This window comes from Pseudoalteromonas sp. K222D, assembly GCF_017653575.1.
Taxonomy (GTDB): Bacteria; Pseudomonadota; Gammaproteobacteria; order Enterobacterales; family Alteromonadaceae; genus Pseudoalteromonas; species Pseudoalteromonas nigrifaciens.
Window position 1 is genome coordinate 58,374 of record NZ_JAGGDL010000002.1, and the last position, 14,714, is coordinate 73,087.

At 41.3% G+C, this 14,714-nt stretch carries 10 protein-coding genes; 9 read left to right on the forward strand and 1 reads right to left on the reverse strand.

Going from position 1 to position 14,714, the window contains the following annotated elements:
• The first annotated feature begins 66 nt into the window (after nt 1-66).
• From J5X91_RS01745 to J5X91_RS01765, 5 genes are all read left to right on the forward strand, one after another.
• Nucleotides 67-1,236, forward strand: coding sequence for an efflux RND transporter periplasmic adaptor subunit (locus J5X91_RS01745; protein WP_193038588.1), 1,170 nt, complete (start codon nt 67-69; stop codon nt 1,234-1,236).
• A gap of 9 nt (nt 1,237-1,245) precedes the next feature.
• Nucleotides 1,246-4,398, forward strand: a complete 3,153-nt coding sequence (locus J5X91_RS01750; RefSeq protein ID WP_208833940.1) for a multidrug efflux RND transporter permease subunit — start codon at nt 1,246-1,248, stop codon at nt 4,396-4,398.
• Nucleotides 4,391-5,803 (forward strand): TolC family protein, encoded by a 1,413-nt coding sequence (locus J5X91_RS01755; RefSeq protein WP_208833941.1) that lies wholly within the window; start codon nt 4,391-4,393, stop codon nt 5,801-5,803. Before J5X91_RS01750 ends, J5X91_RS01755 begins: the two co-directional genes overlap by 8 nt.
• A 9-nt stretch (nt 5,804-5,812) precedes the next feature.
• Entirely contained in the window at nt 5,813-6,841 is a 1,029-nt protein-coding gene (locus J5X91_RS01760) for a zinc-binding dehydrogenase (RefSeq protein ID WP_193038590.1), read from the forward strand.
• Between the two features lie 302 nt (nt 6,842-7,143).
• Nucleotides 7,144-9,399, forward strand: coding sequence for an acyl-CoA dehydrogenase (locus J5X91_RS01765; RefSeq protein ID WP_208833942.1), 2,256 nt, complete (start codon nt 7,144-7,146; stop codon nt 9,397-9,399).
• Between the two features lie 119 nt (nt 9,400-9,518).
• On the opposite strand, the gene J5X91_RS01770 is transcribed toward J5X91_RS01765, so the two are convergent.
• Nucleotides 9,519-10,070, reverse strand: coding sequence for an outer membrane beta-barrel protein (locus tag J5X91_RS01770; RefSeq protein WP_011330003.1), 552 nt, complete (start codon nt 10,068-10,070; stop codon nt 9,519-9,521).
• 506 nt (nt 10,071-10,576) lie between these two features.
• Between J5X91_RS01770 and J5X91_RS01775 the strand changes: the two genes are divergently transcribed.
• The 4 genes from J5X91_RS01775 (at nt 10,577) to J5X91_RS01790 (ending at nt 14,530) form a co-directional block, all read left to right on the forward strand.
• A complete protein-coding gene (locus tag J5X91_RS01775; protein ID WP_208833943.1) occupies nt 10,577-11,533 on the forward strand; it encodes a phosphotransferase in 957 nt (318 codons plus the stop codon).
• A 145-nt stretch (nt 11,534-11,678) separates the two neighbouring features.
• Nucleotides 11,679-12,308: a uracil phosphoribosyltransferase gene (upp, locus tag J5X91_RS01780; protein ID WP_011330005.1), complete on the forward strand. Its 630-nt coding sequence runs from the start codon at nt 11,679-11,681 to the stop codon at nt 12,306-12,308.
• Between the two features lie 24 nt (nt 12,309-12,332).
• Nucleotides 12,333-13,574 (forward strand): uracil-xanthine permease family protein, encoded by a 1,242-nt coding sequence (locus tag J5X91_RS01785; RefSeq protein WP_182678826.1) that lies wholly within the window; start codon nt 12,333-12,335, stop codon nt 13,572-13,574.
• Between the two features lie 80 nt (nt 13,575-13,654).
• Nucleotides 13,655-14,530, forward strand: a complete 876-nt coding sequence (locus tag J5X91_RS01790) for a kinase (protein ID WP_208833944.1) — start codon at nt 13,655-13,657, stop codon at nt 14,528-14,530.
• Nucleotides 14,531-14,714: the final 184 nt, after the last annotated feature.

The window sequence follows — 14,714 nt, forward strand, 5'->3', positions numbered from 1 at the left end:
AATCTATTATTTTTGTCAGCACGATTGTTCCGTACCATGCAACGCTAATTATAAAGGAGCGTCGTAATGAACAAACATTTAATTGCTGTAGCACTGGCTACAGCATCCTTAACACTTACAAGTTGTGCCGATGAAAGCACGGCTCAGTCGGCTCCAACAGCGCAACATCAGCCAATAGATGTTGCCAAGGTTATTGTTAAACCGGTACAAAGCTGGCACACCTACACAACTCGCTTAGAATCGCCTCAAGAAGTTGCTTTAATGCCACGAGTATCGGGTGTTATCGACAGCATCGAGTTTAACGAAGGCGACTTGGTAAATAAGGGCGACGTGTTATTTCAATTAGATAACCGTTCATTTACAGCCAAGGTTGCCAGCCTTGAGGCGCAAGTTAACAGTGCAAAAGCAGCGCTTGAACAAGCAAGCAGTGAAGCAACCCGTGCGGTACGCTTAACGCAGCGTAAAGCTATTTCAACTGAGCAAGCACAAGCACGTACTTCAACACTGCGCCAACGCGAAGCGCAACTAGCGGCGCTACAAGCACAGTTAACATCGGCGCAGCTTGATTTAGAATTTACCTCAGTTGTATCGCCTATAGATGGCATTATTTCGCGCGCTAATATTACTAAAGGTAATAATATTTTAGCGGGGCAAAGCGTATTAACGTCGATTGTTTCAAATGAAAAAATGTACGCTTATTTTGATATAGACGAGCGCACTTGGAATTCATCGTTTAATGATGTTAGTGCAGCAAGCCGCCAACCTGTGGTAATGCAAAAGGTAGGTCAAGATGATTTTGCTTATTCAGGTTACATCAACTTTATTGACAACCAAATTAACGCCGCTACGGGTACTTTACGCGTGCGAGCAGTGTTTGCAGATAATAGCGGGCAGTTACGTGCAGGCTCGTTTGCGCGTATTAAGTTAGCCGCTAATGCAATTACTGAAACAGTGATAGTGCCAGATAGAGCAATAGGTACAGATTTAAAAAATCGCTTTGTACTTACGGTCGGCGAAAACAATATTCTGCAATATAAATTAGTAACCGTTGGAGAGCGTTATGGCTCATTACGCGCGATTACTGCAGGCCTTACAGAGGGTGATGTGATTGCTGTAAATGGCCCCGCTCGCGTCGGACCTGGTATGCCAATTTCTCCTAATACCGTCACTATTGATACCAGTGGAATTGCATTTACTTTAGGTAATAGCAACAACCAGTTAGTCGCTAAACAATAAGGTTTATTGATGAAGTTTTCGCACTTTTTTATCCAGCGCCCAATATTTGCGGCGATGTTGTCGTTAATCATTTTAATAGCAGGGGGAATTTCATTATTTCAACTGCCAGTAAGTGAATACCCGGAAGTTGTTCCACCTACCGTAGTGGTAACAGCCAGTTACCCGGGGGCAAACCCAACCGTTATTGCACAAACGGTAGCAACGCCATTAGAGCAAGAAATTAATGGCACCGAAAACATGTTGTATATGTTTTCACAAGCCACTAGTGATGGTCGTATGACCTTAACGGTGACGTTTGCGCTTGGCACTGATTTAGACCGAGCACAAGTACAAGTACAAAACCGAGTAAATAGCGCATTGCCGCGTTTACCACAAGAAGTACAGCGCTTAGGCGTGGTAGCCGAAAAGTCATCGCCCGACTTAACCATGGTGGTGCATTTATATTCTCCTGAAAACACCCACGATACGGCGTATCTATCAAATTATGCCGATTTAAATATTAAAGATGAAATAGCACGCTTATCGGGCGTAGGTGATATTCGCCTGTTTGGTGGCGGTAAATATTCTATGCGTGTGTGGCTTAATCCCGATGCTTTAGCATCGCGCGAGTTAACCGCATCGGATGTAATAAGTGCGCTGCGCTCACAAAACCAGCAGGTTGCTGCGGGTAGCTTAGGCGCTCAGCCAATTTCGAACGACAGCCAGTTTCAAATATTGTTAAATGTTAAAGGTCGTTTAAACAGTATTGAAGAATTTGAACAAGTTATTATTAAAGTAGGTGAGCAAGGGCAGTTAACCCGTTTATCAGATATAGCCCGTGTAGATTTAGGGCAAGACACTTATGCACTGCGCGCTGAGCTTGATAACCAACCAGCACTGGCAATGCCAATATTTCAACGCCCAGGTTCTAACGCAATTGAGCTCTCTGATCAAGTACGCGAAACCATGGCACGTTTAGCGAAAGACTTTCCTACGGGTGTTGAATACGACATAGTGTACGACCCGACAGTATTTGTACGGGGCTCTATTGATGCAGTAATTACTACCTTACTAGAAGCAATCGCATTGGTTGTTATTGTGGTGATTGTATTTTTACAAACATGGCGTGCATCTATAATTCCATTGATTGCGGTGCCTGTTTCACTCATTGGTACTTTTGCAGTGATGCAGTTGCTGGGAGTGTCTATCAATACCTTGTCGCTGTTTGGTTTAGTATTGGCCATAGGTATTGTGGTAGATGATGCCATAGTAGTGGTAGAAAACGTTGAGCGTAATATTGAAAAAGGTCTGTCGCCACTTGAAGCAACCCGCGTTGCCATGAGTGAAGTAACCGGCCCTATTATTGCAATTGCTTTGGTACTTAGTGCGGTATTTATTCCTACGGCGTTTATTACCGGGTTGTCGGGGCAGTTTTATAAGCAATTTGCCTTAACCATTACTATTTCTACTATTATTTCAGCTTTTAACTCGCTGACTTTATCCCCAGCACTCGCTGCATTATTATTAAAACCCCATGACGCAAAGCCAGACGCTTTTACGCGGTTGTTAAATAAACTATTTGGCCGTTGGTTATTTGCACCCTTTAATCGCGTGTTTAATCGTGGCGCTAAAGGCTACGAAAAACTGGTACAAAAGCTGATCCGCATGAGCGTGGTGGTCATGGTTGCTTACGTTGCTTTAGTGGGCGGTACTATTAAGTTATTTGACTCTGTACCCGGTGGCTTTATTCCTCAGCAAGATAAACAGTATTTAGTGGCGATTGCACAGCTCCCTGATGCTGCGAGCCTAGATCGTACCGAAGCGGTTATTAAACAAATGCAACAAATAGCGCTAGAAGTGCCCGGCGTTGCCCATACGGTTGCCTTTCCGGGGTTATCGGTTAACGGTTTTACCAACAGCCCTAACAGCGGTATTGTATTTACGCCCTTAGCTCCTTTTAGTGAGCGGACTGATCCTAGCCTATCTGCCATGGCAATTGCAGCGCAACTTAATCAGCGCTTTGCAGCAATTGACGAAGCATTTGTAGCGGTATTTCCGCCGCCGCCTATTCAAGGTTTAGGCACCACAGGTGGCTTTAAATTACAAATTGAAGATAGAGCAAACAAAGGCTTTGAAGCATTATTTAATAGCCTACAGGCGGTAATAGCCAAAGCGCAACAAGACCCTGCATTAGTTGGCCTGTACTCAAGTTTTCGTATTCAAGTACCACAAATGGATATAGATATAGACCGTGAACAAGCGCTTATTCAAGGCATACCACTGGATGAAGTGTTTAATGCGCTACAGATATATTTAGGCTCAGTGTATGTAAACGACTTCAACTTATTTGGCCGTACTTACCAAGTCAATGCGCAAGCTGACGCCGATTATCGCGTTGATCCAGAACAAATATTGCATTTAAAAGTACGAAATCGTGCGGGTAATATGGTGCCATTAGGATCAGTGTTAACGGTAACTCCTACCATAGGCCCAGACAGAGTAATGCATTACAACGGCTACCCAAGTGCAGAACTTAATGGCAGCCCAGCGCCAGGTTATAGCTCAGACCAAGCGCAAGTTGCGATTGAAAAAGTACTTGCCGATACGCTACCTTCAGGTATTGAATACGAGTGGACCGAAGTAACCTATCAGCAAGTACTTGCGGGTAATACTATGGTGTATGTATTTCCGTTAGTGGTACTACTGGTATTTATGGTGCTGGCTGCACAATACGAAAGCCTACGTTTACCATTGGCAATTATAATGATTGTACCTATGACCATATTTTCGGCGCTAATTGGGGTGTGGTTTGTGGGCTCAGACAACAACATATTTACGCAAATTGCATTAATTGTGCTGGTGGCTTTGGCCTCTAAAAACGCGATACTTATGGTGGAGTTTGCCAAAGATCAACACGAAACCGGTTTATCACATTTAGATGCCATGTTAGCGGCATGTCGAATGCGCTTACGCCCCATATTAATGACCTCAATAGCCTTTACCGCGGGCGTTGTACCATTAGTATTAGCAACGGGTGCGGGAGCTGAAATGCGCCACGCTATGGGTAATGCTGTATTTGCAGGCATGATAGGAGTAACCGTGTTCGGCTTATTATTTACCCCGGTATTTTATATGTTAGTAGCTAATAAAAAGCAAAAAGTACAGCAGGTATCACATGACTAAATTAGTGCAAAAAAGCCTTAAAACGTCGCTTACCACAAGCGCTATATTAATTGCTGCTATGTTATCGGGTTGCGCCGCTAAAATTGACGCTGCCAGCGAGCAAAACGTGGTTAGTGAGTTTATAGCTAGTGCCAATATAGCCAGCGAGCTTAATAATATTGATGAGACAAACTGGTGGCAAAAGCTAGAATCAGCTCAGTTAAATCAGTTGGTTACAGACGCATTAGCCAATAACCACAACTTACAAACCAGTCAGTTAGTACTTAAAAGCGCCTTGGCGCGCTTAGGTGAGCAACAAGCGCAGTATTTACCGCAAGGCGGGGTAGAAATTGGCGCGCAGCGCAGTGGTTTAGGCGATACTAACAGTCGTCAATCGAGTGCTAATTTAGCACTTAATTGGCAGCTCGATTTATTTGGTCGTATTACGGCATTGGTTGATGCAGCGAATGCATCGGCCATGAGCCAAGCCGAGCAAGTGCGTTTATTGCAAATTGAAGTGGTTTCGTCGGTTGTTAAAGGCTTTGTGAGCTATCAAGGTAATGTACAAAAGCAGCACATTGTTACGTTGCAAATAGACGCACTAGAGCAAAGTATTGCGGTACTTCAAGCCCAGGTTGATGAAGGCGTAGCAAACGAGCTTGATTTAAACCGTACTATGGCACAACTTAAGCAACAACAAGCACTAATGCCGGCAATTGAATACGCTAAGTATCGTGATTTATCTACACTGGCTGTGCTTAGCGGACGGCTAGCACAAAATGTTAAACTCACTAATGAGCAAGCCATTTTAGAGCATAAATTTACCGTATCGTTAAATGATGCTAATGAATCTATCGCACTTAGGCCCGATATTAGCCAAGCACTTTATGCATTTAGCCAAGCAAATAGTTTAAGTGTTGCTGCAAGTAAAGCGTTATTACCAGATATAAGCTTAAGTGGTTTTGCAGGCGTGCTTAGTATTGGTAGTAATAGCTTTAGTGATACACAGCAGCAATGGCAGGTGGCTCCGCAAATTCAGTGGTCAATACTGAGCTACCCGGCACTCATAGCGCAGCGCGATGCACAGCAACTTTTAACTCAAGCGGCTTATAGCGATTATCAACAAGTGATACTCCAAGCGCTGAGCGAAAGTGAACTTTCTTTGCAATTGTTGGTCAACCAAGCTCAGCAAAAGAGCTTTGCTGAGCAGCGTTATCAGTTTGCTAATAATGCATTTTTACAAGCGCAAGCAATGTACGAAGAAGGGCAAATTCCTTACTTAGAGTTGTTAGATGCGCGTCGGGATGTTCTAATAGCTCAAGAAAATGCTGTTGATTCAACGATTTCATCACTGCTCGCTAAAGTAAATGCTTACCAATCATTTAACGGGCGATGGAGTTATGCGTTAAATAATACTAACCAGTAGAGTTTTTTGATGTCTGATACTGATATTTCACCGCAATATACGCTACCGCAGACTATGCGAGCAATTGTATTGCCTGAGCCTAATGAAAAAATTTGTTTAGCCGATGTTGAGTACGCTGTTCCTGAGTGTGCAGACAACGAGCTGCTTATTAAAGTTGAATATGTTGGCTTAAACCCAGTTGATGGCTTGTTTGCTAAATCGGGTTTTTGTAAGTGGCAATATCCACATATTTTAGGGCTTGATGCCGTTGGCGTAGTGGTAAAGGCTGGTAAAGGTGTTTTCCCGGGCGTTGGCACGCGTGTAATGTGGCATGCCAGTATTGGCGATCAAGGGGCGTTGAGTGAATATACCAAAGTAGCTAACTATGCTGTATCGGTTGTTCCTGCTGAGCTTGCAGGCGATATGGCGGCTACTTTACCTTGTGCCGGTATGGCTGCACTTATAAGCCTAGATAAAATTAATATTACCGAGGGCGATACCGTATTAATTGACGGTGGCGCAGGGGCTGTAGGGCAGTTTGCCATTCAGTTTGCAAAGCAGCGCGGTGCCGACGTATTTACCACAGCAGCTAAGCGTAATCATAAATTGGTAAAACAATTAGGCGCTGATGTGGTATTTGCTTACCACGATAAAGACTTATGCGAAAAAATTCGCCGAGAGCTTGGCCCACAAGGCTTTGATGCGGTAATAGACACCGTTGGTGGCGCCTCTACAATACGCAATATAGAACTAATGCGTTTTTGTGGGCGAATTGCTTGTTTAAACCCATTGCCACATTTTGAACAAGAGCTAATGTATCGTCGAGCACCCAATATTGGTGTTGTATCCTTAGGAGGTGCTTGGTTGGCAAATAGTTTATGTGCCCAGCAACGTTTAAGTTTTATGGGTAACTTATTAATAGAAGGTGCTTTGAGTGGTGACATTAAAACACCCGAAATTACAGCTGTCGACTTTAACGCACAAGCAGTATCAGCAGCACTGCATAAACAATTAGACGGCGGTTTTACCGGCAAACAAGTGGTTAAAATAAGCACTTAGTTAATTTTATAATTGAGCGGATACTAATTAACGCAGCATATAATTATGCTGCGTTTTTTTATGCCCGTTAAAGTCGCTTTATCTTTAAGGCGTGATTTAGCTAAGTTTTGTTGTTTAATTAGCCAGATAAAGAAAAATAATGTTTTTCAGCGTATAGCCGTAAGCCCTTGTGTTTAAACAGTTTACGTTCACGTAAAGAAAATAAATTGAAAAAACTGTTAATTATTTGCATAGAGTAATTGATCTAATCGAATTTTTATGACGTAATGTAGTTATTATTATCTGGTCGGATGAGTTCAATCATGAGTTTACGTACAAAATTAAAAAAAGTATTACCAAGTATTTCAATTACTGAACAAGAAGCGCTAGACGCCGGCGATGTATGGTTAGAAGGGTCTATCTATCAAGGTAAACCTGACTTTAGTGCACTACGCGCCGTGCCAGCTGCAGTATTAAGCGCAGACGAAAAAGCCTTTATTGATGGCCCACTGCAAGACTTGTTGGGTATGATTGATGACACCGAAATTCAAAATGGCATTCATTTACCGGATTACATTTTAGACTTTTTAAAGAAAGAGCGTTTCTTCTCGCTGATCATTCCTAAATCGTTTGGCGGTTTAGAGTTCAGCCCATACGCTAACTCAACAATTGTAGCCACTATTGCCACTAAAAGCTCTGCAGTAGCGGTAACAGTAATGGTACCTAACTCGTTAGGCCCAGGTGAGCTATTACTACATTTTGGTACGCAAGAGCAACAAGCACACTACCTACCACGTTTAGCAAATGGTACAGACATTCCATGTTTTGCATTAACTAGCCCAGAAGCGGGTTCTGATGCAGGTGGCATTCCAGATTTAGGTACAGTTACTAAAGGCATGTACAACGGCGAAGAAGTACTAGGTTTAGAAATTACGTGGGACAAGCGTTACATTACACTGGCGCCTATTGCGACTGTATTGGGCTTAGCATTTAAAGTTGTTGACCCTGATGGTTTGCTTGGCGGTAAAGAAAACCTAGGTATTACCTGTGCGCTTATTCCTAAAGAGCACCCGGGTGTAGAGTTAGGTAATCGCCATGATCCTATGAATATTCGTTTTTATAACGGTACTACGCGTGGTAACAAAGTATTTGTACCTATGGACTTTATCATTGGTGGCCAGAAAAACATTGGTCGCGGTTGGCAAATGCTAGTTAGTTGTTTAGGCGCAGGGCGTGGTATTTCATTACCAGCACTGGGTGTAAGTACGGCGCAAGTTGCATTTAAATCAGCATCTGAGTACGCGGCTGTGCGCGAGCAATTTGGTTTAGCAATAGGCCAGTTTGAAGGTATTCAAGAAAAGCTTGCCGATATTGCAGGTAAAACATACCTACAAGAAGCAATGCGCGTGCTTACAACTGAAGGCTTAGGCATGGGCTTAAAACCATCGGTAGTAACTGCAATTGCTAAATACCACATGACTGAGTTGGGCCGTGATGTACTCGACTCAGCAATGGATATTCAAGCGGGTAAAGCAATTCAAAATGGCCCACAAAACACGCTAGCAAGCGGTTATGTAGCACAGCCAATTGCCATTACGGTAGAGGGCGCGAATATTCTTACTCGTAACCTGATGATCTTTGGTCAAGGTGTAATGCGTTGTCATCCATACTTACAATCTATGGTTGAATCAATTCATAGCGAAGATAAAAATGCAGATAAAGAATTTAACCGTATTTTACGTAAAACAGTAAGTTACAGCGTAGCAAACAGCTTACGTGCGTTCCGCTTGGGTGTATTACCATTTACAGCGGGTGCAAGCTCAACGTTACCAGAAGTACGTGAATACGAAAAAGCAGCACATAAACTGTCAGCTAAATTAGCTGTATATGCAGATTTCTCGCTACTTGTACTTGGCGGTAAGCTTAAGCAAGCAGAAATGTTGTCGGCACGTTTAGGTGATGTAATGAGCTTTTTATACGCGGCAATGGCGTCAATTAAATACTACGAGCAAAAAGTATCAAGCAGTGAACGTGAGCAAGCAGCACCGTATTTTCATTATGCCACTCGCTTTGCACTACAAAGTGCTGAAGAAGCGCTGCACAAGTTTTTAGATAACTTCCCTGCAAGTGGTACGCGTAAGTTCATGCGTTTTATTACCATGAACTACTCAACTAAAATGCCAAAAATTAGCGACGACTTAATTCGTGAATTAGCTAAGCAAGCTCAGCTAGATACGGCCTTTAAAGCGCAAATTACGCATTTAGTTAAGCCAGTTAAAGGTGATGGGCATTACATTAACGAGCAAGCGTACAAAGCTAAAATGGCATCGCTTGGTGAGTTGGCTAAAGTTAAAAAAGCACTGCGTGCTAAAACAATTAAAGCGGGTATTCGTTTTTCAATCACACTTGATAACGCACTTTCGGCTAATGTAATTACAGCGGCTGAACATACTCAGCTTATTGATTACAACACTAAGCGTGAAAAAGCGATTCGTGTAGATGAGTTCGATTTTGATATGAACTTACTTGACGACAACGCACAACCGGTTAACCCACTTAAAAGTGTTGTAAATCAGTAACCACCCAGTGTAAATAAATTCAACAATGTAAGCGCCTGTAGTTTGGGCGCTTTTTACGTTTTTAAAGAAAGCCCCCAAAAGTTAATTGAGGGGCTTTTTGTAACTTAATGAGGAGCTATTTAAAATAAATAAGAAATAGTTAAGTTACCCGATACAGCAACGTAGGTGCCTGTGCGGTACATAAAATCTTCATATTCATCAGCTTGGCGTAGAGTTAAAACAAAATCTAAAGCCGCAGGGCCCCAGTTGTAGCCTAAGCCGCCACCAAGTTGAAAGCCTGACATAGTCTCATTTTCACCCAAGGCACTCCACTTATCTGAAAAGAAACCAGCACCGCCATAGCCCCTAAAGCCTTTTTTAGACAAACCCACACCACCGTAAGCCATTAGGTCGAATCCATCACTTTCTATCGCTGAAAAATCGTCATTTTCTAATGAGAAGTAGGTAGTTCTAATTTGAAAGTGATTATTAACAGCATAACCAGCAGCTATATTAAAACCACTAAAATCCAAATCTTCGCTTGAGCTATTGTCATTGGCTAATGTGAACGCGTAAGCACCCGCTCCAATACTCCAATGTTTTTGAGGTACTGGTTCTAGCTCATTCGCTTGTACAAAAGAGCCTAGTAATAAAGAAGATAGCAGCAAAGTTCCCTGGAATGTTTTTTTCATTATTTTTCCTATTTTGATATTTTAAAAGTACGATTTAAAGATAATTCTCATAAAGCATATTCAGGTTTTAACGACTAAAAAATTTAGCCCGTTACACCAAGTAAGCAGCATGTATGATGTTATAGAGATGAAATCGGCGAGAGAATAGCGCATACAAAAGCAAGTGTCTAATATTAAGTTATTGTATTTATTGAGTTATTTGCAATGGTGGTGTGGTTGGGATACTTATCATACTAATTGTGAGCGGTATGTGAGCGTGTATTGAGCATTGCAGCTCATTTTAGTTGTAAATTTAATACAGTATTGAATGCAAAAGCAATGCTGCTAATTGTTTTCTGTTTTTTGATTTAAAGATGAATAGAGGTAATAGCTAACGTTAATGAAAATAAATTTATAAATAAAATTGTTCTTTGTCACTTAAGTAGTTTTTACTATTAAATAACACTTTTTATAATAACAACGCTTTGCGTTAAACTAACTAAAATTTATTAATATTAAGTGCGGCTATGGCTTTTTACCTTTCTTTATTACAGCAACAGTTTAAACAGATAAAAGTGGGGGCTACGCTGACTTCTTTGTGGAGTGGTTGTGGCAGCATAGTGGCTTGTGAGCTTGACGGACAGGCGTGTGTTATAAAGGCGGTGAATATTCCTGAGGTTATAAATCACCCAAAGATTAAACAAACGGCGTTTGCTGTTAATCGTAAGCGTAAATCTTATAATGTTGAATACTACTTTTATAATGATTGCAGCCAGCAGTTACCTAATAACGCTGCTGCTATTGGCTGTTTAGCCGCAATCCAAAATGATCAGCAATATGTGCTGGCGTTTAACGATTTTACCCAGCAGGGCTATGTACAAGCTTTGCCTCAAGACTATCGCGAGGTTATTAAATGGTTAGCGCATTTTCATGCGTTTAATTTAACAATTGAAGCTGTTACTCACGCGGCTGAAAAGCTATGGCCACAGGGCAATTATTGGCATTTAAGTACGCGTCCCGATGAGCTTACAAAGCTCCAGCAATCAGCTATTAAGCAGGTTGCAGCTAAGCTAAATACGACATTATGCAATAGTGCATATAAAACAGTAATTCATGGTGATGCCAAGCTGGCAAATTTTGCCATAAACAAACAGCAGCACGTGCTAGGGTACGACTTTCAATATGTAGGTGCTGGTGTTGGGGTTATAGACGTGATGTATTTTATGACAAGCTGCTTTAACGAAACACAATTGCATCAGCATGCTGATAGTTGTTTAGAGTGGTATTTTAGCGAATTGAAGTTAGCATTAGGCGTTTATCATCCTAAGGTAGAGGCAAGTAAAGTGATTAACGATTGGCGCAATTTATGGAGTATTGCATGGGCCGATTTTTATCGTTTTTTAGCAGGGTGGAGTCCAGAGCATAAAAAAATAAACAGTTACATGTTGCTTCACGTAAATAGTGAGTTAAAAAAACACATTTAATTAACGCTTGAATTAGATATATTGCCTTAATATCAGGCAAAATAATGTTATTTGGCAGCAATTGTGAAAACTTAACGAAAACTGCAGGCCAAATGCACTTTTTTACTATAAAATATCGCAAATTTTATCACTAGGTTTTTTTAATATGGCTATTCACGTTATAACTCATCCCCTTGTTCAACATAAATTAGGCTTAATGCGCTCCCATGGAATTAGCACTAAAAGCTTTCGTGAATTGTGCTCAGAAGTAGGTACATTATTAACCTACGAAGCAACTCAAAACCTACCGTTAGAAGATAACGAAATTACCAGCTGGGATGGCACAAAGTTAAATGTGCAGCATATTAAAGGTAAAAAAATTACTGTAGTGCCTATTTTACGTGCGGGCTTAGGCATGATGGACGGTGTGATGCAGTTATTGCCGGCTGCCAAAGTAAGTGTTGTAGGCCTTGAGCGAAACGAAGAAACATTAGAGCCAATTCCATACTTTGAAAAGCTAGTAAGTAATATTAATGAGCGTTTAAGCTTAGTGATAGATCCTATGCTTGCAACAGGCGGCACTATGATTGCCACTATTGATATGCTTAAAAAAGCAGGCTGTAAAGAAATCAAGGTAATTGTATTAGTTGCAGCTCCTGAAGGGGTTGAAAAAACATTAGCTGCCCATCCAGATGTAGAAATATATACCGCATCGGTAGACAGTCACTTAAACGATAAAGGCTATATTGTGCCTGGTTTAGGTGATGCAGGTGATAAAATTTTCGGTACGGTTTAAGTGAAAATAGTGCAAAACGATACGATGAAAAACAATGCCATGTTCTCAATAAAAACGATACTTACTGGTGCGCAAATGTTGTTTGTAGCATTTGGCTCATTAGTATTAGTACCGCTGTTAACAGGGCTTGATCCAAGTGTTGCTCTTTTTACTGCGGGCTTAGGTACGCTATTATTTCAGTTTGTTACTAAAGGCCAAGTACCCATATTTTTAGCGTCATCGTTTGCTTTTATTGCACCGATTATTGCCTCAATACAAATGTGGGGCATACCTGCCACTATGGGTGGTTTAATGGCGGCTGGTTTTGCTTATATGCTATTGAGCTTTTTAGTTAAATTTAAAGGCACTGAAACGCTACATAAAATACTACCCCCAATAGTAGTCGGGCCGGTTATTATGGTTATAGGTCTAGCTTTAGCACCGGTTGCGGTAAACATGGCCATGGGCAAAAGTGGTGACGGCAGCACGCAAATTATTGCTTATGATAGCGCTATTTACATCTCATTATTTTCTTTAGTGGTTACGCTTATATTAGCGGTATGGGGTAAGGGTGTATTTAAACTTATTCCAATATTAGCAGGAGTGGTAGCAGGTTATAGTTTATCGCTTGCTATGGGCGTGGTGCAATTTGACGCCGTAACTAACGCACAGTGGTTAGCTGTGCCTAACTTTGTTTTACCTGAGTTTAAATGGCAAGCCATTTTGTTTATGGTGCCGGTGGCGATTGCTCCCGCTGTTGAGCATATTGGCGACATGATGGCGATTAGCCAAGTTACCAATAAAGATTTTTTGAAAAAACCAGGGCTACATCGCACTCTATTTGGCGACGGATTAGCTACCTCAGCAGCATCATTGTTTGGTGGGCCGCCAAACACAACTTACTCAGAAGTAACCGGTGCAGTAATGCTAACTAAAAACTTTAACCCAAAAGTGATGATATGGACTGCAATTATTGCCATTACTTTAGCCTTTATAGCTAAAATGGGCGCAAGTTTACAAACAATTCCAGTGCCGGTTATGGGCGGCATTATGATTTTATTGTTTGGCTCAATTGCAGTGATCGGATTAAACACTTTAGTTAAATCTGGGGATGATTTAAGCGAACCGCGTAATTTAAGCATAGTAGCGCTTATTTTGATTTGTGGTATTGGTGGAATGCATATTGGCAGTAGTCAGTTTAGCCTAGAAGGCGTAAGCCTCTGCGCTATTTTAGGCATAGTGCTAAACTTAGTGTTACCAAAAGCCGAGAAGAAAACCGCAGCTTAAATTTATAGATAAGTTAAACTAACCTAATAGCGCATATATATGCGCTATTTTTTTATCTAAAATAAAGGCGCAATAGAAATATGGATATCAGTGATTTTTTAGCAAAACATCAATTACCAATAAGCTATCAACAGCAGTGTGAACAGTTTTTTATTCCGGTAGCAAAAAATATATTGCACGCTAAAAAAACGAATACTCCGTTATTTGTTGCTATTAATGGCAGCCAAGGCTCGGGTAAAACTACGTTGGCTGATTTTTTAGTAACTTGGTTGGCAAAAAATAGTTCGTTTAATAGCATAGCACTTTCTATTGATGACTTTTACCTTACTAAGCAGCGCCGACTGCAGCTTGCAAAAAATGTACACCCGCTACTTGCTACTCGCGGTGTACCCGGCACGCACGATGTAGCTTTAATGAAAAGCACACTTGAGAAGTTACTAGCAGGGCACAGTGGTGTGCCTCTACCTCATTTTAATAAGCATTTAGATGACAGTGCACCACATAACGAGTGGCCGCGTAATAATGCCGCTGTCGATATTATTATTTTAGAAGGGTGGTGCGTAGGTAGTAAGGCACAATCGGCATCAGCATTAACTGCACCATTAAATGAGTTAGAGCAAAATGCAGATAGCCAAGGTGTTTGGCGTAACTATGTGAACAATTGTTTAAAAACAGAATATTTAAACATTTTTGCTAAAGTTGATTATTTAGTGATGCTTAAAGCCCCTAGTTTTGCTGCCGTATATGCATGGCGAAAAGAGCAAGAGCAAAAGCTTATAACCTTAAAAGGGCAAGGTGCAGGCACTATGAATGACGCCCAACTTAGGTACTTCATTGCTCATTTTGAGCGTATCACTCGAGAAAATTTAAACACACTAGCATCAACAGCAAACGCCCTTGTAACACTTAACGAGCAACGGGAAATTAGTTGCTTGGAGTTTAAGCTGATTAATTAAAATGTTATGTCAGCAGCTACTGTGGCTTGCTATAACAAGGTTGAGTTTACTAAGCTCCTCAAAAAAGTCGCTCTTTACTCTTTAAGTTTGCATCTAAAGTGTAAAGGGGCTTTACATAGCGAACAAGGCTAAACATTACACACTTTCATTTGCGGTTACTTACTAGCGTATTATTGGTATAATC